The sequence below is a fragment of the Bacillus sp. FSL E2-8868 genome, from assembly GCF_038005505.1.
In the GTDB taxonomy this organism is placed as follows: domain Bacteria; phylum Bacillota; class Bacilli; order Bacillales; family Bacillaceae_G; genus Bacillus_A; species Bacillus_A mycoides.
Genome location: NZ_JBBOTI010000002.1, coordinates 560,413 through 578,321, shown reverse-complemented (window position 1 = coordinate 578,321; position 17,909 = coordinate 560,413). Strand labels below are relative to the sequence as shown.

The window sequence follows — 17,909 nt, the reverse complement described above, 5'->3', positions numbered from 1 at the left end:
TTTTTTGTATAGTTATAGAATGTAAGGAGTGACAAGATGGGAAAGACAAGTAAGTATGTGACAGCTGCCGCACTTTGTTCAACTATAGTAATGGGAGGCTTACAGGCGTCAGCTGTATCTTATGCGGCTACGAATCCGACTACAGTGACAACACAATCAGATGCAAAGTTGTTAAATGATTTCAGAAAAGAATTAAAAAAACAGATTGATAATAGAGAAGAAAATATTACAATCACATATAAAACAAAAGATAGAAATGCTAGAAATATTATGGACCAATTGTATGGCGAGTTTAATAAAATTGTAGATGCTGATGAGTATGTAAAATATAATGTAGCGTCTACTAAATATTCTATAAAAGGGATGCCAGGGAATTATACATTTACATTACAAGTGAAGTATCGTGAATCAAAAGAGCAAACACAGTATGTAAAGTCTCAGGCGAAAGCAATTGTAAATTCTATCATTAAACAAGGCATGGATGAACATGAAAAAGTGAAAGCTATTCATGATTATGTTGTGAAAGAAGTATCATATGATACTTCTTATCAAGCATATACAGCGTATGAAGCGTTAGCGAATCGTTCTGCCGTTTGCCAAGGATATACATTGTTAACATATCAATTACTAAAAGAAGCAGGTATTCAAAATCATATTGTAACAGGTACAGGGAATGGACAAGCTCACGCATGGAATTTAGTGAACATTGATAACAAGTGGTACCACCTTGATACTACATTCGATGATCCAGTTCCTGATAAAGCTGGGCGCGTAACATATTCATATTTTAATATGTCTGATGAACAATTAAGCAAAGACCATGAATGGGATCGTAGTGAATATCCAGCGGCAACTACAAGCTACTTCAACGAATTAACAAGCAAAATAAAAGCCGGTAGTTCAAAAACTGCTGTATATGAACAAATGTTAAAAGAAACAAATTTAAAGTATTTATCTGCACAATACGGAGCGGAAAATTACAATGAGTTTAAGAAAAAATTACAGCAACAATTTGCTTCCAAGCCAGAAAAAGTAGAAGTACGATATAAGCAGTCCATGGATGGAACGATGCAAGATATAAAGAAAGTATTAAATGAAATAACTTGGCCAAAAGGTGCAAAGCGTGTATCTTATCAAGTTGCGCCATATAGTGCAATGACAGGTTATTCATTAGCGACAATTACATTTACGTATTAATGAAAAAGAGCATCTTTAAAAGGTGCTCTTTTTACGTTTGAGTATAATTCTAGTGACTATTTAGAATTATGTGATAAAATAATTGAAAATAGAGGATGTGATAGCTGAATGAATTTGTTCGAAAATAATATATTTGCATTGATATATTTTTGTCTAGTAATCGGACTTATCGTTTTGTTTTTTGTATCATTTACTCTGTTCATTAAAAGATTATTGCAAAACAACACTATGAAAAAACAACATGTGATTAATATGAATCAGAAGTTAGATCGGATTATTGAATTGCTTGAAAAAGATAAAAAAGAATAATGGAAGATGGATAAAAAGGAGAAGCAGATGGCGAATTATATAAAGGAATTACGTGAAAAAATAGGGCATGATTATGTTATTTTGAATTTTGCAGGAGGTTGTGTATTTAATGAATTCGGTGAAGTGCTTCTGCAAAAAAGAGGAGACTTTAATGCTTGGGGATTTCCAGGCGGTGCAATGGAAATCGGGGAATCTGCGGCAGAAACTGCGATTCGAGAAATAAAAGAAGAAACAGGATATGATGTGAAAATTGATGAGCTCATTGGTGTGTATACGAAATATTTTCAAGCATATCCGAATGGAGATCAGGCACAGGCAATTGTAATATTCTTTAAGTTTTCAATCGTTGGAGGGAATACAAAAATAGACGGTGATGAAACGTTAGATTTGCAGTTTTTCCCTTTAGACAAAATGCCGCCATTGTTTAATAAACAACATGAAGATTGCTTGCAGGATTTATTAGAGAAAAGAGTAGGGGTATATCGTTAACGTATAAAAAAGAAGCTAAATGAGATTAGCTTCTTTTTTATGTTCTATTTCCACCAATCATCAAACATTGACGCTGGTACTTGTCTTTTATGTTCACTCACTTTGTAACGCTTCTCGATTTTTTCAGCAACGTCAGCTGGAACGGATTTACCTTCTAAATAGTCATCTAATTGATCGTAAGTAATGCCTAGCTCTGTTTCATCAGCTTGACCTGGTTTTTCATCTAATAAATCAGCTGTTGGCATTTTTAAGTAAAGTCGCTCGTCTGCACCTAATTCTTGTAATAAATCACGTCCTTGGCGTTTCGTTAATCCCGTTAATGGTAATAAATCTGCACCGCCATCTCCGAATTTTGTGAAGAAACCTGTTACAGCTTCAGCAGCATGATCAGTTCCGATAACGAGTAGCCCTTGTTGTCCGCCGATTGCGTATTGTGTAACCATACGGATACGCGCTTTAACGTTCCCTTTATTGAAATCTGTTAATGATTCGTCTAATAAGTTTTCGTATTGATTTGAGAAAGCATCAACTGTTGAAGCGATATCGAAAGCAACAGACTGATCAGCTTGAATAAATTGTAATGCTAATTGTGCATCATCTTCATCTTTTTGTACTTTGTATGGAAGACGTACGGAGATAAACGTTGCGTTACCACCTTCATTACGAACTTCTTCGACTGCAAGCTGTGCTAAACGTCCTGCCAGTGTAGAGTCTTGTCCGCCGCTAATTCCAAGTACAAATCCTTTTGCACCTGTAGTTTTTAAATAATCTTTTAAGAAATCAATTCGTTTACGAATTTCTACTTTCGGATCAATTACAGGCTGAACATGTAATGCTTTCATAATTTGTTCTTGTAATGTCATTATGTTTTCCTCCTATTCATATTAAAGCGGTAAATAAGTTTATATGTATATTGGTACATACTTCTATCCTTTATTATTTCGCAAAACTAACGAATATACAATAGGATGCGTGTATGAATGTAGTCATTATAATGAAACTGTTTTATATAAGCAATTGTTTAAAATCTTTCAATAATGTAAGGTTTTTGTCATTTGATTCGATGGAAGGTATTTCCGAACTTTACTAATATAAAAGTATAGTTAGTAGAAGGGCGGAGAAGTAGTATGAACATTAGAGAACTCGCATTTCGAAATGTAACGCGAAATAGACGAACATACTCAGCTTATTTTTTGAGTAGTGCATTTGCAATTATGGCCTTTTTCGTGTATTCATTTTTTGCGTTTCATCCGGCATTAAGTGCTGGAGAATTAGGACAGTACGTATTCGTAAGTATGTCTTTTGCGCAGTCTATTATTTACTTATTTACATTCTTCTTTATTTTATATTCAATGGGAATGTTTTTGAAAACGAGAAAGCGTGAACTAGGAATTTTAATGATGCTAGGTATGACGAAATATCAATTAAAGCGTCTTATCTTCTTTGAAAATATAATGATTGGAATAGGGGCAATAATTTTTGGGATTCTTTCAGGTATGTTGTTTTCAGGAATATTAATATTTGTAGCTCCGATGATATTAAAACTAGATATCTCTTTATCCTATTACATACCGATGAAAGCGATTGTTGTAACGAGTATTATGTTTTTCGTATTATTTATGATCATTTCATTGTTTAGTGCAGGAATGGTTCGTAAAAATAAAATTATGAAATTGTTTAGAGGATCAGCAGAGGCGAAGCCAGAACCGAAGGCATCTATAATTTCTTCTATATTAGCAGTAGTATTGCTTAGTGCTGGTTATGCAGGAGCTCTTATGTCACATGGTGCAATGGTATTTATAATGATGATTCCTGTTACAACGGTAGTAATTATTGGTACGTATTTGCTGTACAAGCAGTTGAGTGTCTTTATTATTCGATTATGTAAAAAAAGTAAACGTTTCTATTGGACACAGACAAATATTATTACTTTGTCAGATTTAGCATACCGTATGAGAGATAATGCAAGGATGTTCTTTATTGTAACGATTATTTCAACTGTAGCATTTTCAGCAATAGGTACATTGGTTGGGTTTGCTTCGATGACGAAAGAAATTATGGACAGACCAATTGCGTTTCACTATCAGTCTAAGCAAGGTAATAGCAATGAGTCACAGCATCTGAAAATCATTGACGAAGGATTAAAGAAACATAATATAGCAGCTTCAAAAATAAATATTTCATCGAAGAAAACGGAGGAGCAGTCGTTAAGAAGCGCCATTTTTATAAAAGAATCAGATTATAAAGAATATGCAAAGTTAACAGGAGAACCATTTAATAGTGTATCAAATAAAGAGGCTTTATTTTTGTCAGTCGAAATACCCGGACCACCGATGAAAGAAAGAAAAGAAATTACTTTACCAAATATGAATGAACGTTTAAATGTGAAAAAAGTTAATACTTCTTCATTAAGTAAAATACTAAGAGGTAATGTGTATGTAATCTCTAAAAATCAATATGATTCATTACAAGATGGATTTAAAGAAGAAAAAGATTATATGTATAAAACACAATCCGCGAAAGATGAAATTGAGGTCGGTAAGGAACTTACGCTTCAGATGAAGCCTTATCAAGAACATTCAACGTTTAGTGCAGAAGAGTACGATCAAAATCAAAGTCTACAAATCGCAGGACCCATTTTATTTGTAGGTTTCTTTATTGGTATTGTATTTTTCGTTTGTGCAGGAAGCTTCCTTTACTTCCGTTTATTTTCAGATTTGGAGGACGATACTCGTTTATTTGAAATGATTCGAAAAGTTGGATTGACGAGAGGGGAATTATCGAAAGTAGTCACAATCCGCTTAGCGCTTTTATTCTTCGTTCCAGTTGGAGTTGCAACATTACACGGGGCAGTAGCATTAACTGCGTTAGGACAAATGTTTGAGTACTCACTGTTTAAAGAAAATACAATTGTATTAAGTATTTTCGTAGGTATTCAAGTTGTATACTTCTTAATTATAAGATCGCGTTATTTAAAACAATTGAAAGAAAGATTGAATATTCGTTAAATGTTTTTTTTTAACTTTTGTACTATATTTTCTAAAAAGAGTAAGGCATTACCAAATATATAGTGATAAAATGAAAATAGCGAGGTGAAAAAAATAATAGAGAGTAAGGGGGGAGTAACATGAAAGCAACAGGAATTATTCGAAAAGTAGATGAATTGGGACGGATAGTTATTCCTAAAGAATTACGAGATGTATTAGGAATACAAATCAAATCACCACTTGAAATTTTTGTAGAAGAAGACAAAGTCATTTTACAAAAATATCAACCTTACAATGCTTGTCAAATAACAGGTGATGTTTCAGACCAAAATATTTCATTAGCAAATGGAAACATTACTGTTAGTATAGAAGGCGCAAAACATGTAATAAAAGAAATTGAGCAGTTTTTGAACAAGAGTAAGATTTAGTCTTAATTTATCCAGCTATTTGTGGGCAGTAAAACTCCCACCTCAAAACTCGGCTGAAGAAAAGAAGTTGGGTCGGAGATCAACTGCCCGTAAAAGCCCGATTGATGAGGGCTAATAATCAGTGGGGGATGAACACCCCCCACTGATTATAGTTTCACTTTATATTATTCTTTTGAAAAACTGAAAAAGAAAAGGACCATAATGGGTCCTTTTCTTTTGTTTATTGAGAAATATTTGAGAGGAAGGGAAATGGAACGAATAAAACGAATGTTAAATCTAAACGCATTCAATAGTGGTCTGAAATGAAAATAATATATTTTCAGGAGGGATTACGATGAATAGTAGTACAGCGAATAAACAAAAAGGCATTAAATTAATTCCGTTTACTGTAAATAAAGTGGTTGAACAAGTAAATGAAATTCCACCAGGTGTACAATTGATTCATGCTCCGCAAGTATGGGAAAAGAGCGCGAAAGGAAAAGACATTGTCGTTGCTGTTTTAGATACAGGTTGTGATGTAAATCATGTAGATTTAAAAGATCGTATTATTGGTGGGAGAAATTTCACAAAAGATTATGAAGGAAATCCCAATATTTATCTTGATAATAATGGGCATGGTACTCATGTAGCGGGGACAATTGCAGCGACTGAAAATGGAGTGGGTGTACTAGGAGTCGCACCACTTTCTAAAATGTTAGTTTTAAAAGTATTAGCTGGAGATGGTTCTGGAAGTTATGAGCAAATTATTGAGGCCATTCATTATGCTGTAAATTGGAGAGGACCGAATAAAGAGAAAGTAAGAATTATTTCAATGTCACTTGGTGGTCCGCAAGATGTACCAGAGTTACATGAAGCTATTCAAAATGCGGTAAAACAAGACGTACTTGTCGTGTGCGCTGCAGGAAATGATGGAGATTGTAACGATGATACTGAAGAATTAGATTTTCCAGGTGCTTATTCTGAAGTAATTGAAGTAGGTGCTGTTAATTTAGAGCGGAAAATTTCATGCTTTAGTAATTCAAATCAAGAAATTGATTTAGTAGCGCCGGGTGATGAAATACTGTCTACGTATCCAGAGGGGAAATATGCGGTATTAAGTGGTACTTCAATGGCGACGCCGCATGTCGCTGGGGCGCTAGCACTTCTCATAAAGCAGTGTGAGAGAGAGTATGGTAGAAAATTATCAGAGCCGGAAATATATGCGCAACTTATAAAAAGGACTGTACCTTTAGGGTATGAACGTACATCTGAAGGGAATGGATTAATAGATTTATTAAAAGAATAGTAATTACTAAAAAACATCTCATATTTATATGAGATGTTTTTTAGTATGGTTCTGTCGCATGTATTACAACATCTAATAAACCAGGGAATCTAGTATTTAAATCTTCTTCACGAATTGAAATGAAACGTTGCGTTCCCTCAAGTCGTGTAAACATAACACCAGATTCACGTAAAACTTTGAAATGGTGAGATAAAGTTGATTTCGCAATTGGAATGTTTAACGCACCACAAGATTGTTCATTTTTCTCTAGTAGCATAGTTACAATTTGTAAACGAATTTGATCGCTAAGTGCATATAAGACAGAAGAGAATTGAATTTCTTCTCGATTTGGATGATAGAGAGTACGCATTTTTTCACCTGCTTGTATAAGTTAATATATTTGCACTATAACATATAAAGTGGTATATTTCTATTGTTCGAATATAATCGAACAATAGAAATATAGGGGGATAAAAAATGAAGCATACAAAATTGCAAAAGGCAGGACTAAATATTTCGAAGTTGGGGTTAGGAACAAACGCTGTTGGGGGACATAATTTATATGCTGATGTGAATGAGGAAGAAGGAAAAAGATTAATAGAAGAAGCAATTCAGCAAGGGATTACATTTTTTGATACAGCAGATTCATACGGTTTTGGTAGATCAGAGGAATTGGTAGGAGAAGTATTAAAAGGAAAACGCCACGAGTTTGTACTTGCTACAAAAGGTGGAATTCAGCCGTTATTAAATGGAGAGGTTCATATTAATAATGAACGAAGCTATTTAAGAAATGCTGTGGAAAATAGCTTAAGAAGATTACAAACTGATTATATTGATTTATATTATTTACATTTTACAAATCCTGAAACAAGTTACATAGATTCAATTGGAGAGCTTACTCGCCTAAAAGAGGAAGGGAAAATTCGTTCAATTGGAATATCTAACGTAAATGTAGAGCAACTAAAAGAAGCGAATCAGCACGGACATATAGATGTTGTACAATCACCGTATAATATGTTGGATCGTGCTGCTGGGGAAGAACTTTTGCCATATTGTATAGAATCAGGTATTTCATTTATACCGTACGGGCCTCTTGCCTTTGGGATACTAGGCGGGGAATATACAGAAAATTTTAAATTAAACGAAGGCGATTGGCGTCAAAGTGTAAATCTATTTGAAGAAAATACATATAAAAATAACTTTAAAAAAGTTGAGATGTTAAAAGATTTAGCTAAAGAAATGAATCTTGAAGTATCACATTTAGCTTTAGCGTGGCTATTAAATAAAAAAGGAATTGATACTGTTATTCCTGGTGGGAAACGAGCGGAGCAAATAAGAGAAAGTGTAAGAGCAGTGGATGTTTCATTGAATGAAAAAGTTATGAAAGAGATTGAATCTATTTTAGAAGATTAGTTAAAAAGAGGGATAGTTCCCTCTTTTTATATAAAAGGAGAAGGTTTAAATGAAAAGAGTGCTAGCTGTATTCTTTACGATAATGTTTATGCTTGGTACAGATACTTTCTTAATTTCACCACTTTTGCCGACATTACAACAGGTGTATCATGTATCAACTGAATTATCAGGATGGATGGTGAGTTCATATGCTTTAGGATACGCTGGATTTGCGCTTATCGCTGGTCCTATATCAGATGGCTTAAACAGAAAAAAATTGATGGTATTAGGAATGAGTTTTTTTGCATTAAGTACATTTTTGTGTGGAATGGCACCGAGTTTTTTATGGATGCTAACATTTAGATTTTTAGCAGGTGTAAGTGCAGCTTTTGTATCTCCACAAGTATGGGCATCTATTCCGCTCCTTATAGAGAAGAAGCAAATTGTAAAAGCAATTGGAATTGCAACAGCAGGGTTATCAATCTCCCAAATTTTAGGCCTGCCAATTGGAGCATATTTAGCAACGATACATTATACAACACCATTCTTCGTCATTGGTATATTATCAGCACTACTTGTCGTTCTTATTTATGTAGTATTACCAGAAATACAACCGGTTCATATAGGTGGAAGTAAAACAAACATCTTAAAGCGCTATAAACAATTACTTACAGATTCAAAGGTTTCACTTTCTTATTTTGCATATTTTGTTTTTCAAACTGGTAATTTTGCTGCATTTTCATTTTTTGGTGTATGGCTTTCCATTCAATTTGGCTTACAAGTCCATGAAATAGGAACAGCTATGCTCGTATTAGGGTTAGGAAATTTAACAGGGAATATTTTTGGCCCAAGAATCGTAAATAAAATTGGTTATAACCTTTCTTTCTATGGTGGAATTGTATTTACAGCTGTGCTATATGTATTACTTCCTCATGTAAAGAACATTATATTTGTGGAGTTATTATTCTTTGTTTTATTTTTTGTGACAGGAATTTTGTTTGTATTGATGATGGGGCGCTTACAAAATATGTCTAGTATAGCAAGAGGAACAGGAGCCGCTCTTGCTAATGCTTCTATGTATATTGGCCAAATGATTGGAGCGGCAATAGCAGGAATGTTATTTGCAGCATCTCACAATTTTATACTTGTAGGTAGTTTTACTGCGTTACTATATATAGGAGCTTTATTTTTGTTTAGAAAAAGTGAAAAGCTTAGTGAAGATAGTGAAACAGGAATTGCATCATAAAGCCTTTAAAAATAAATCGGGGAAATCCAAAAAAATAAAAATCCCTAAAGAGATAGGGATTTATATATCGGCATATAGTTCCTTGGAAAAGGATATACTTAGTTTAACATATAGGAATACTTATATTTGTGAAATAGATGTGAAAGTAATGTGAAAAATGCCGTAATAAAAAGCACTGTTTTAGCTAAAACAGTGCTTTTCGTTTAGATTGAACTGTTGCCGCATTTTCATCATGTATTCCTGCTTCTTCAATAATTCGTTTTTTTACTTTATTTAATAGATGGTCTACTGCCTCACCAAAATAGTTAGCTTCGCTTTTTGTGCGGGCTTCTCGTAAACATTTATAGTTTTCTAGCAGTTCCTCTTTTTCGGTGTTTGTTAAGAAATCTTCTATTTTCTTTTTTGTCATACGAAACACCCTTTCTTCTGACAAACGACGCAATAGAAAATATTTATTTTTTATTATAACAATAATTTTTAGAGAAAGTATAGACTAACGTCGTAATAGTTTGTCAATTTCTTGGATTTTCTCATCAGCTTTCCCAATTTGCGTATTTTTAGCCTGTTCACCACCAAGAGCTTGGTGAAGTAAAAACGTTTGACCGGAAATAGCGGTCACAATGGAGACTTTTATAATTTCTTTTATTAAGGTGACATCGAATAAAACGAGTCCAAGAAGTGCGGCGAGGCTACCTGTAAAGATATCAGTTAAAAATCCAAAATGAAAAAAAGTTTTTAAACGGCGTGGAAGCAATAACTTGCCTTGGTTATTGATTAGATGGGAAACGAAGCCAGTAATGCCACCAACGAGAACTGCGGTTAGCCATTGATACATTTCCATCGAATCCACTCCTTTTAGTGAATAAGATTCGATAATTTTATATTGATTCCTTTTAATATTTCATATAAGCATATTGAGAAAGTTTGTTTAGGTTTATTCCGTATTCAATTTAATTTTAACAGAAAAATCTGATATATTTCAGTCTATTGTATGAAGCGGTTATTCCTTAATATGAATGTAGAAAGGGGTGCGTGATATGAATATAGATTATCGAATAAGAAGTGTAGATGGTTATACAAAAAATATAGGGGAATTAGTAAGCATGCTGGAACATACGAGGGCTGTAACATTACAGGAAATAAACGATCTATCAGTTGAGCAATTAGATTTAATTATGCCAAGTGGTGGGAATTCAATTGGCGCCTTATTAAAACATATAGCAGCCATAGAAAAAGCCCATCAGCTTATTTCATTTCAAAATCGTGACTTTACAAAAGAAGAATTAGAAATATGGGAAGATGCACTGTATTTAGGGGAAGTTGGGAGAACGATTCATGGTCATGAAATACAGTATTATGTACAACTTTTGCAAAGTGTTCGAGAAGAGTCGCTAAAGTATTTGAGTGAAGTAGATGATACATGGCTAATGTCAGAAAGAAAGTGGCCTAACGGTGTAGCGTATAACCAGCACTATCTTTGGTTTCATGTGATAGAAGATGAAATTAGTCATCGTGGACAAATTAGAATGTTAAAAAGAAAGTTATTTGAAAATTACGTCAAATGAGGTAGCTTTTTAAATCAATATTCCATATAATGAGAGTAATTAAAATAAGATCGGAGTGATGTATTATGGCGAATATGACTGTAATGAATAATAAATTAAATACAAAGGTGGATGGAAAGGGCGATATTATATAAGATAGTTCGCAATCCTTCCACTTAGTACAAACTAGGGAGGATATCAATTTGGATCAAAATATTTTAGAATCTTTCGGATGGGATTCTTTTTTTGAAGAACAAGCTGTAGAGAACTATGAAGTAGGGCGTATTTTACTTGAGCATAAGCATATATATCGGATTATTTGTAATGATGGTGAATATGTAGCGGAACTGTCTGGGAAGTTTCGTCATGAAGCGTTAACGAAGGGAGATTATCCGGCAGTTGGGGATTGGGTATATATAAAGAAAATAGAAAATGAGAAAAAGGCAATTATTCACCGTATTTTTCCGAGAAGAAGTTCTTTTTCAAGACAAGAAGCTGGTAACAGAACTGAAGAACAAATTATCGCAACAAATGTAGATTATCTATTTTTAGTGAATGCACTTAACCATGATTTCAACGTAAGAAGGATGGAACGTTATTTGCTGGTGGCTTATGAGAGTGGTGCAATGCCTGTTATTGTTTTAACGAAGAGTAGTTTATGTGAAGATGTGGAACAGAAAATTGCAGAAACTGAAGCGGTAGCAATCGGTGTTCCTATATTTGTTGTTGATAGCTTAGTGTACGTCGGAATAGAATTATTGCAACAATTTGTTTCACCAGGAAAAACAATTGCTTTAGTTGGATCTTCAGGTGCAGGGAAATCTACTTTATTAAATGCATTAATAGGAACAGCTGTAGCAAAAACTGGAGATATACGTGAAGAAGATAGTAAAGGAAGACATACGACAACTCACCGTGAATTGTTCCAATTACCGAGTGGCGGTTTAGTAATTGATACGCCTGGTATGAGGGAACTTCAGCTTTGGGAAGGAAGCACGGCAATTCAAACTACATTTTCCGATATTGAAGATCTTGCAAATACTTGCCGCTTTCGAGATTGTAAACATGAAGGTGAACCAGGATGTGCAGTGCGAAATGCTATAGATAACGGAACTATACCCGTAGAGCGCTTACTAAGCTATAAAAAGCTGCAAAGAGAATTGGCATATGTTATGAGAAAACAAAACATTACTCTGGCAAGGGCGGAACGAGATAGATGGAAGAAGATTTCTAAACAACATAAAAAAATGTAAAAAACCAAAGGACTATTCCTTTGGTTTTTTGTATTTGTAAATTTTATAATAATATTATTCATATATATAGACAAAGGGGGGATATTTGTTTAAACTTTACAAGGTGTTTATCAAAAACGAATTGTAAAAATAGAGGATAGGGAATGGGATATATTCATAATTGGTTATTTATCTTTAAAACTTAATATTTAAATGTAGGAGGTTTATAATGAGTAAACTGTTAAGGTGGTTTCGAGATATAAAAGTAGCAAAAAAGCTATTAATTTCATTTTTGATAATTTTAATTGCGGCTGTCTCTATTATTGGAGGAATGTCTTATCAAACGGCTAAAAAGAATTTTGAATCACAAATTACGAGTAGTGCTCACGATAATATAAAAATATTAGATAATTTAATCAATCAAATGATTGAGGCGAAATTTAACGAAGTAAATAACTTTGCACGAGTGATTCATAGTGATATGTATCAAGGAGATAATCAAGATGAATTAAGAAAGGTATTATCTCAATATATTAATTTAAATAAAGATATTGAACAAGTATATGTTGCCGGCAATGATAAGAAGTTTGTGCAAGAACCAAATATACAAATGGCAGCAGATTATGATCCAACAACTCGTTCTTGGTATAAAGATGCAGTGAGTAAACAAGGTGGAATCGTGGTCACTGAACCGTATAAGGCGAAAGGAAATGGACATATTGTCGTAACGATCGCGAAACAAACAGAAGATAAAAATGGTGTTGTTGCGGTAGATTTAAGTTTAGAGAATTTATTGAAAACAACAAAGTTAATCAATATTGGTAAAAAAGGATATACTTTCATTTTAGATGGAAAACAAAAAATAATTGCGCATCCTCAAGAAAAACCAGGAGATAAAGCAGCTGATTCTTGGGCAAAGAGAATCTACGAAGATAATCAAGGCACTTTTTCATACACGTATGATGGTAGTGAAAAGAAAATGGTATTTGCTACAAACTTAAAAACAGGTTGGAAAATCGGTGGAACGATGTACTCAAATGAAGTAATTGAAGCTGCTCAGCCTGTATTTTATAATATGTTAATTGTTATGCTTATTTCATTAGTTGTAGGAGGGGCAATTATTTATTTCGTAACTCTTTCTATTACAAAACCTTTAAAGAGATTAGTTGCCACTTCTAAAGAAATAAGTGAAGGAGATTTAACGCAAACAATTGAAATTAATTCAAACGATGAAATCGGTCAACTTGCAAAAGGTTTTAATGAAATGACAGATTCACTAAGAACGTTAATTGGAAGAATTAATACTTCAGCAGGGCATGTTGCAGCTGCATCTGAAGAGTTAACAGCAAGTGTGAGACAAGCGAGTGAAGCGACTGAACAAATTACATCAGCAATGGATGAAATATCAAGTGGTGCAACGACGCAAACAGCAAGCGTAGAAAATGGTGCTATGTTACTGTTTGATGTAACAGAAGGGATTCAGCATGTAGCAAATAGCTCATCATCTATTAATACTGCTTCTGCTCACACTCGCGAAAAAGCAGAAGATGGTGGAAAGCTAGTTGGAAAAACAGTAAATCAAATGCAATCTATTGCGGAATCTGTTTCACAGTCAGATGCTGTTATTCAGTTGTTGAATAACAAATCAAAGCAAATTGGTGATATTTTAGAAGTTATTCAAAATATTGCAGATCAGACAAATCTTCTAGCTTTAAATGCAGCAATTGAGGCTGCAAGAGCTGGTGAGCATGGAAGAGGCTTTGCAATTGTTGCTGATGAAGTACGAAAATTAGCAGAACAATCTAGTGTATCATCAAGTGAAATTAGTAAATTAATTTGTGAAATACAAGATGATATGAGTAAGACAGTAAAATCTATGAATAATGTAAATGAAGAAGTGCAATCTGGACTTGTTATCGCAAATGAAACAAAACAAAATTTCACTGAAATTTTACAATCTACAAATGAAATTGCTGACCAAATTAAAACGATGGTTGAAACAGCTAATGGGATGTCAAAAGGTGCAAATGAAGTATCTATTTCGGTTGGTCAAATTGCTATGACGGCACAAAATAATGCGACGAGTACACAAAGTGTTGCAGCGTCAGCTGAGGAGCAGTTAGCTTCTATGGAAGAAATTGGTTCTGCGGCTGGTACACTATCTCAAATGGCTGAAGAGTTACAAGTATTAATTGAAAGATTTAAAGTATAAAAAGGGGAGGCTGTCTCAAAATAGCATTAGTGCTATTAGAGACAGTCTTTTAGCTGATAAACGGATTAGAGGTTCAATGTATTTAATGTTTGTCGAAAAATAGAGGAATTTGTTAAGCGGGTGTATAATTAATATAATATAGACTACGTTTAAAGGAGATCAGTATGGGAGTGTATTGGGGAACGAAAAGACATTCTTGGCTTAGCTATGTCTCGTTTTGGTTAAGCATTTTATTCTTTGTTGCTTTTTTAATTGAAGTGTTTGTATTTAAAACACTTTCAAATAGCTCATTACAAATCGTTAAATACTTTTATTTTATATTTGTTCCATTAAATATCATTCTTAGTTTAAGGTTATTATTTAAGAAGAATGAAAAGAAAATATTACCGATTTTTAGTTTAATTGTATCACTATTATTTGCAAGTTTAATTATAGTGTTAGCATTAGCAGCTACAGGAAAAGTCTTATGAGGAGAGTGATATAAATTACTCTTCTTTTTTGTGGTTTTTTAAGAGTTATAAGTAGTGTGTAGGAAATAAGGAAAGTGATAAGTTATCAGTAAGAGGACGTACTAGTGAATAGAGAGTGAACTGAAAATACTATATGTTTTGTATGTGTTTATAAAGCAAATGAATGCGGTAAGATTTGTGATATATGGTACAATAAACATGGATAGTGATAGAGATAAAGGGTATATAAAATACTCATCGTTTTTTAGTAAGAGAGGGGTTATCTTATGCTATACGAGGATTTGATGACATTATTCCAAGCTGCTCCGATAAAATTAGATAGAGGTGGCTGGAAATATATAATCCAGGAACAAAATGATAATTATGAAATTGTTGATGAAATGTTAAAAAAGCAAATGAATGTTGAATTGTATTTTAATGAGTATGATGAGGTGAAAATCACTTTATATAAAGATGGAAGCCCTATTACTACTATGCAAAGAATTGCTATTTCAAAAGTTGAGTTGGATGAAGAGGAAGACGGCATTCAATTCGTATTGGAACGCATGCCAAGTCGAATGATTCGTTTGCAATTAAAGCCATATCTTGCAGTAGAAATGGGGCCGTACTGGGAAGTATGTGAAGACTGTGAATGAAGATGAAAAACATCCGTATACACGGATGTTTTTTTATGTTTTTTGAAGTTGTTTAAAGGCAATAATCGGTAGTAAAATGATGCTCACCCAACCGATAATAGGGTATAGAATATGAAGTAATTCACTATATCCAATGAAACTAAAGCAATAACTAATTAGTAATATGAAGTAAATAATGTTATTACTTTTCCATCCGGTAATGGATTGCATTTGTTTTGTCATTCCGAATATATTCCCAACTAATGTTGTGAATACTTCACCAAAAATGATAAGAACAAAGAAAAAATGGAAAGTTGCATTAAACCTTCTTACAACTTCAGCCATTGGGATGTTGTATTGATAAAATTGTTCAACTGATAATATTGCTAAATGGCTACATAATAAAATAAAGCAAAGCCCCGCGCCGCCTAAAATACCACCCCATAAAATAGCTTTTCGATCTTTTACTTCACTGGCCAATGGGACGAGAACACTTTGGGCGAGAGAAAGATTTAATGCAACATATGTAATAGGGCTAGTAATCCATTTCATATTCCAACTTTCTGTAGGAACGGTGTCAATAATAGGAGTTGTACCATGAATAAAGGTTGTAATAGCAAGTCCGATAATGAAAATCATCATAATAGGTACGACAAGTGTATTCACTTCAAAAACACCTTGTAATCCCCGGCTCCCAATAATGAGGCAGGCGATGACTGTGATGAAAATACCAAGTTGTCTCGGGAGACGAAGTTGTTCTTCAAATACTGCCCCGGCTCCTGATAACATAACGCTAGTTACGCCAAATAATACGAGTAATAATAAAGTATTTACGACATTTCCAAATACATCCCCAAATAAATATTTATTAAATTCTTGCGCTGAAAATGCCCCGATTTGTGATGAAAGTAACATCATTTTTGTACCGAGCCAAATAAAAAAAAATCCACTTATACATATGCCAATGGTTCCGTACAATCCGTTAACTGTAAAAAATTCGACAATTTCTCGCCCAGTAGCAAATCCAGCTCCAACGACCGTTCCGATATAAGTAGCAGCGACTTTCTTTGCTACTTGCCATTGTTGATTGTCCATGTTATCCCTCTTTCTTCTATGATGAGCTTGACTTACTATTATGCATATGTGTGAGCTTGGACAATTAGACATATGAAGTAGTTGAAAGGATACATGAATTATATGATATTAGGGAAATATTAAGGTTGTTAAAACTTTGTTACATATAAGCTGTTCATTCAAAAGAATAGGGAATGTATGGTAAAATGAAGTTAGGTCATTAAAAAGATAGTAACATGATAAGAGGAGTGGATTGTATGAGTACGAAAACGAATGTTGTTGAAGTATTAAACAAGCAGGTAGCAAACTGGAATGTATTATATGTCAAACTGCATAATTATCATTGGTATGTGACAGGACCGCACTTCTTTACATTACATGAGAAATTTGAAGAGTTTTATAATGAAGCAGGAACATACATTGATGAGTTAGCAGAGCGTATTTTAGCGTTAGAAGGAAAACCGTTAGCGACAATGAAAGAGTATTTAGCAACTTCAACTGTAATCGAAGGGACAAGCAAAGAGTCTGCAGAAGAAATGGTGCAAATTTTAGTAAACGATTTTTCTGCACTTATTCAAGAATTAAAAGAAGGTATGGAAGTAGCTGATGAAGCTGATGATGAAACATCGGCTGATATGCTATTAGCAATTCATACGACATTAGAACAACATGTATGGATGTTAAGTGCATTCTTAAAATAAACATAAATGGATTAAAGAAAAACTCTATTGAAAAATTCTTTCAATAGAGTTTTTTATAATTTTTCAGTTTTCTTTTATGCTATAATATAGTAAAAAGGAGGCGATACAATGTTTCGCTTTTTCAGAACTGGAAAAGAAGATAGGGAAATTACGAAAGATGAATTAGAACAAGCGATGGCGAAGTTTCTAGAAACGAATGCTAATATCGTTTATACAGTTTTAGTAAATGATGATTACACAGTAAATTATGATTTGTTAAAGCCCTATTTACCTGCATTTCCAACAAATTTTTTTCTGATAACGAAGGAAACGCTTGAAGTATTTGAACATACAGAAGAAAATTTAAACCTAGTTAAAGAAATTGATATCGTACAAAAGGCCGTAGATCAATATGTAACAGAAAAAGAAATGTTCCCAATTGTTGAAGATAGCGAAGATCGCCTCATATGCGGAGTGAAGCTAGGACCATATTTAAATCGTATATTAAAAAGAAACTTATATATTTCAGAAAAGCATTATTTAGTTTCAAGTAAACCAGATAAGAAAAAAAAGAATAGTGGGCAGATGTTATGAGAACAACAATAATATTATTGTTGTCTTTTTTTTTATTAAAATATTGATTTTTCAGTTTATTCAGCTTTATACTACAACTAGTGGATAGGAAGGAGTGGTGTATTATGCGTATACATACATTAACTATTAAATATCATTCTGAGAATCAGGTATTGTTAAGTTGAATTGTAGAATTTA

20 protein-coding genes and 1 pseudogene are annotated in these 17,909 nt (G+C 33.5%); 16 read left to right on the top strand and 5 right to left on the bottom strand.

The window, feature by feature from the left end:
* Nucleotides 1-36: 36 nt before the first annotated feature.
* The 3 genes from NSS74_RS13975 to NSS74_RS13965 all read left to right on the top strand — a co-directional run bounded on the left by NSS74_RS13975 (nucleotide 37) and on the right by NSS74_RS13965 (nucleotide 1,995).
* Nucleotides 37-1,197, top strand: coding sequence for a transglutaminase domain-containing protein (locus tag NSS74_RS13975; RefSeq protein WP_044444241.1), 1,161 nt, complete (start codon nucleotides 37-39; stop codon nucleotides 1,195-1,197).
* A gap of 108 nt (nucleotides 1,198-1,305) precedes the next feature.
* Nucleotides 1,306-1,506: a DUF4083 domain-containing protein gene (locus tag NSS74_RS13970; protein ID WP_002141377.1), complete on the top strand. Its 201-nt coding sequence runs from the start codon at nucleotides 1,306-1,308 to the stop codon at nucleotides 1,504-1,506.
* Nucleotides 1,507-1,533: 27 nt separating this feature from the next.
* Nucleotides 1,534-1,995 (top strand): NUDIX hydrolase, encoded by a 462-nt coding sequence (locus NSS74_RS13965; RefSeq protein WP_002141378.1) that lies wholly within the window; start codon nucleotides 1,534-1,536, stop codon nucleotides 1,993-1,995.
* A 44-nt stretch (nucleotides 1,996-2,039) separates the two neighbouring features.
* Here the strand turns inward: NSS74_RS13965 and nadE are convergent, their stop codons facing one another.
* Nucleotides 2,040-2,858 carry an ammonia-dependent NAD(+) synthetase gene (gene nadE / locus NSS74_RS13960; protein ID WP_002031433.1) on the bottom strand — a complete coding sequence of 273 codons (819 nt, stop codon included), beginning with the start codon at nucleotides 2,856-2,858 and terminating at the stop codon, nucleotides 2,040-2,042.
* Nucleotides 2,859-3,122: 264 nt separating this feature from the next.
* Here nadE and NSS74_RS13955 point away from each other — a divergent pair, with 264 nt between their 5' ends.
* The 3 genes from NSS74_RS13955 (at nucleotide 3,123) to NSS74_RS13945 (ending at nucleotide 6,695) form a co-directional block, all read left to right on the top strand.
* Nucleotides 3,123-5,003: an FtsX-like permease family protein gene (locus NSS74_RS13955; protein ID WP_061689803.1), complete on the top strand. Its 1,881-nt coding sequence runs from the start codon at nucleotides 3,123-3,125 to the stop codon at nucleotides 5,001-5,003.
* 119 nt (nucleotides 5,004-5,122) lie between these two features.
* Nucleotides 5,123-5,410: an AbrB/MazE/SpoVT family DNA-binding domain-containing protein gene (locus tag NSS74_RS13950; RefSeq protein WP_002012401.1), complete on the top strand. Its 288-nt coding sequence runs from the start codon at nucleotides 5,123-5,125 to the stop codon at nucleotides 5,408-5,410.
* A 334-nt stretch (nucleotides 5,411-5,744) separates the two neighbouring features.
* Entirely contained in the window at nucleotides 5,745-6,695 is a 951-nt protein-coding gene (locus NSS74_RS13945; RefSeq protein WP_002012402.1) for a serine protease, read from the top strand.
* Between the two features lie 40 nt (nucleotides 6,696-6,735).
* On the opposite strand, the gene NSS74_RS13940 is transcribed toward NSS74_RS13945, so the two are convergent.
* The gene (locus NSS74_RS13940) at nucleotides 6,736-7,044 is read right to left on the bottom strand and encodes an ArsR/SmtB family transcription factor (RefSeq protein ID WP_340813822.1); all 309 of its coding nucleotides are present in this window, start codon (nucleotides 7,042-7,044) and stop codon (nucleotides 6,736-6,738) included.
* 107 nt (nucleotides 7,045-7,151) lie between these two features.
* Between NSS74_RS13940 and NSS74_RS13935 the strand changes: the two genes are divergently transcribed.
* Together NSS74_RS13935 and NSS74_RS13930 are read left to right on the top strand one after the other, a co-directional pair.
* Entirely contained in the window at nucleotides 7,152-8,087 is a 936-nt protein-coding gene (locus tag NSS74_RS13935; RefSeq protein WP_340813821.1) for an aldo/keto reductase, read from the top strand.
* 49 nt (nucleotides 8,088-8,136) lie between these two features.
* Nucleotides 8,137-9,312: an MFS transporter gene (locus NSS74_RS13930; protein WP_340813820.1), complete on the top strand. Its 1,176-nt coding sequence runs from the start codon at nucleotides 8,137-8,139 to the stop codon at nucleotides 9,310-9,312.
* A 184-nt stretch (nucleotides 9,313-9,496) separates the two neighbouring features.
* On the opposite strand, the gene NSS74_RS13925 is transcribed toward NSS74_RS13930, so the two are convergent.
* Together NSS74_RS13925 and NSS74_RS13920 are read right to left on the bottom strand one after the other, a co-directional pair.
* Complete coding sequence (locus NSS74_RS13925) at nucleotides 9,497-9,721, bottom strand: hypothetical protein (protein WP_002012407.1); 225 nt, start codon at nucleotides 9,719-9,721, stop codon at nucleotides 9,497-9,499.
* Between the two features lie 84 nt (nucleotides 9,722-9,805).
* Complete coding sequence (locus tag NSS74_RS13920; RefSeq protein ID WP_000426320.1) at nucleotides 9,806-10,153, bottom strand: DUF4257 domain-containing protein; 348 nt, start codon at nucleotides 10,151-10,153, stop codon at nucleotides 9,806-9,808.
* A 196-nt stretch (nucleotides 10,154-10,349) separates the two neighbouring features.
* Here NSS74_RS13920 and NSS74_RS13915 point away from each other — a divergent pair, with 196 nt between their 5' ends.
* The 6 genes and pseudogenes from NSS74_RS13915 to NSS74_RS13895 all read left to right on the top strand — a co-directional run bounded on the left by NSS74_RS13915 (nucleotide 10,350) and on the right by NSS74_RS13895 (nucleotide 15,405).
* The gene (locus NSS74_RS13915) at nucleotides 10,350-10,877 is read left to right on the top strand and encodes a DinB family protein (RefSeq protein ID WP_044444235.1); all 528 of its coding nucleotides are present in this window, start codon (nucleotides 10,350-10,352) and stop codon (nucleotides 10,875-10,877) included.
* Nucleotides 10,878-11,059: 182 nt separating this feature from the next.
* Complete coding sequence (gene rsgA / locus NSS74_RS13910) at nucleotides 11,060-12,109, top strand: ribosome small subunit-dependent GTPase A (RefSeq protein ID WP_016102176.1); 1,050 nt, start codon at nucleotides 11,060-11,062, stop codon at nucleotides 12,107-12,109.
* A 208-nt stretch (nucleotides 12,110-12,317) separates the two neighbouring features.
* Nucleotides 12,318-13,358 (top strand): annotated as a pseudogene (locus NSS74_RS27955) (HAMP domain-containing protein); the annotation flags it as partial.
* Nucleotides 13,353-14,300 (top strand): methyl-accepting chemotaxis protein, encoded by a 948-nt coding sequence (locus NSS74_RS27950; protein ID WP_445661827.1) that lies wholly within the window; start codon nucleotides 13,353-13,355, stop codon nucleotides 14,298-14,300. The pseudogene NSS74_RS27955 and the gene NSS74_RS27950, both read left to right, overlap by 6 nt.
* A gap of 164 nt (nucleotides 14,301-14,464) precedes the next feature.
* Entirely contained in the window at nucleotides 14,465-14,770 is a 306-nt protein-coding gene (locus NSS74_RS13900; RefSeq protein ID WP_002012413.1) for a hypothetical protein, read from the top strand.
* 266 nt (nucleotides 14,771-15,036) lie between these two features.
* Entirely contained in the window at nucleotides 15,037-15,405 is a 369-nt protein-coding gene (locus NSS74_RS13895; RefSeq protein WP_002126974.1) for a DUF3979 family protein, read from the top strand.
* Between the two features lie 33 nt (nucleotides 15,406-15,438).
* On the opposite strand, the gene NSS74_RS13890 is transcribed toward NSS74_RS13895, so the two are convergent.
* Entirely contained in the window at nucleotides 15,439-16,479 is a 1,041-nt protein-coding gene (locus NSS74_RS13890; RefSeq protein WP_002031445.1) for a YkvI family membrane protein, read from the bottom strand.
* 236 nt (nucleotides 16,480-16,715) lie between these two features.
* On the opposite strand from NSS74_RS13890, the gene NSS74_RS13885 reads away from it, so the two are divergent.
* Nucleotides 16,716-17,159: a Dps family protein gene (locus tag NSS74_RS13885; protein ID WP_002012416.1), complete on the top strand. Its 444-nt coding sequence runs from the start codon at nucleotides 16,716-16,718 to the stop codon at nucleotides 17,157-17,159.
* Between the two features lie 108 nt (nucleotides 17,160-17,267).
* On the top strand, nucleotides 17,268-17,732 hold the full coding sequence (locus NSS74_RS13880; RefSeq protein WP_000488199.1) for a DUF3939 domain-containing protein: 465 nt from the start codon (nucleotides 17,268-17,270) through the stop codon (nucleotides 17,730-17,732).
* Nucleotides 17,733-17,909 lie beyond the last annotated feature (177 nt).

Coding starts and splice junctions, on each gene's coding strand:
- NSS74_RS13975 (WP_044444241.1), top strand. CDS start 37: ATGGGAAAGACAAGTAAGTATGTGACAGCTGCCGCACTTTGTTCAACT.
- NSS74_RS13885 (WP_002012416.1), top strand. CDS start 16,716: ATGAGTACGAAAACGAATGTTGTTGAAGTATTAAACAAGCAGGTAGCA.
- NSS74_RS13895 (WP_002126974.1), top strand. CDS start 15,037: ATGCTATACGAGGATTTGATGACATTATTCCAAGCTGCTCCGATAAAA.
- NSS74_RS13920 (WP_000426320.1), bottom strand. CDS start 10,153: ATGGAAATGTATCAATGGCTAACCGCAGTTCTCGTTGGTGGCATTACT.
- NSS74_RS13930 (WP_340813820.1), top strand. CDS start 8,137: ATGAAAAGAGTGCTAGCTGTATTCTTTACGATAATGTTTATGCTTGGT.
- NSS74_RS13965 (WP_002141378.1), top strand. CDS start 1,534: ATGGCGAATTATATAAAGGAATTACGTGAAAAAATAGGGCATGATTAT.
- NSS74_RS13945 (WP_002012402.1), top strand. CDS start 5,745: ATGAATAGTAGTACAGCGAATAAACAAAAAGGCATTAAATTAATTCCG.
- NSS74_RS13900 (WP_002012413.1), top strand. CDS start 14,465: ATGGGAGTGTATTGGGGAACGAAAAGACATTCTTGGCTTAGCTATGTC.
- NSS74_RS13890 (WP_002031445.1), bottom strand. CDS start 16,479: ATGGACAATCAACAATGGCAAGTAGCAAAGAAAGTCGCTGCTACTTAT.
- NSS74_RS13970 (WP_002141377.1), top strand. CDS start 1,306: ATGAATTTGTTCGAAAATAATATATTTGCATTGATATATTTTTGTCTA.
- NSS74_RS13940 (WP_340813822.1), bottom strand. CDS start 7,044: ATGCGTACTCTCTATCATCCAAATCGAGAAGAAATTCAATTCTCTTCT.
- NSS74_RS13915 (WP_044444235.1), top strand. CDS start 10,350: ATGAATATAGATTATCGAATAAGAAGTGTAGATGGTTATACAAAAAAT.
- NSS74_RS13955 (WP_061689803.1), top strand. CDS start 3,123: ATGAACATTAGAGAACTCGCATTTCGAAATGTAACGCGAAATAGACGA.
- NSS74_RS13925 (WP_002012407.1), bottom strand. CDS start 9,721: ATGACAAAAAAGAAAATAGAAGATTTCTTAACAAACACCGAAAAAGAG.
- NSS74_RS27950 (WP_445661827.1), top strand. CDS start 13,353: ATGACAGATTCACTAAGAACGTTAATTGGAAGAATTAATACTTCAGCA.
- NSS74_RS13950 (WP_002012401.1), top strand. CDS start 5,123: ATGAAAGCAACAGGAATTATTCGAAAAGTAGATGAATTGGGACGGATA.
- nadE (WP_002031433.1), bottom strand. CDS start 2,858: ATGACATTACAAGAACAAATTATGAAAGCATTACATGTTCAGCCTGTA.
- NSS74_RS13935 (WP_340813821.1), top strand. CDS start 7,152: ATGAAGCATACAAAATTGCAAAAGGCAGGACTAAATATTTCGAAGTTG.
- NSS74_RS13880 (WP_000488199.1), top strand. CDS start 17,268: ATGTTTCGCTTTTTCAGAACTGGAAAAGAAGATAGGGAAATTACGAAA.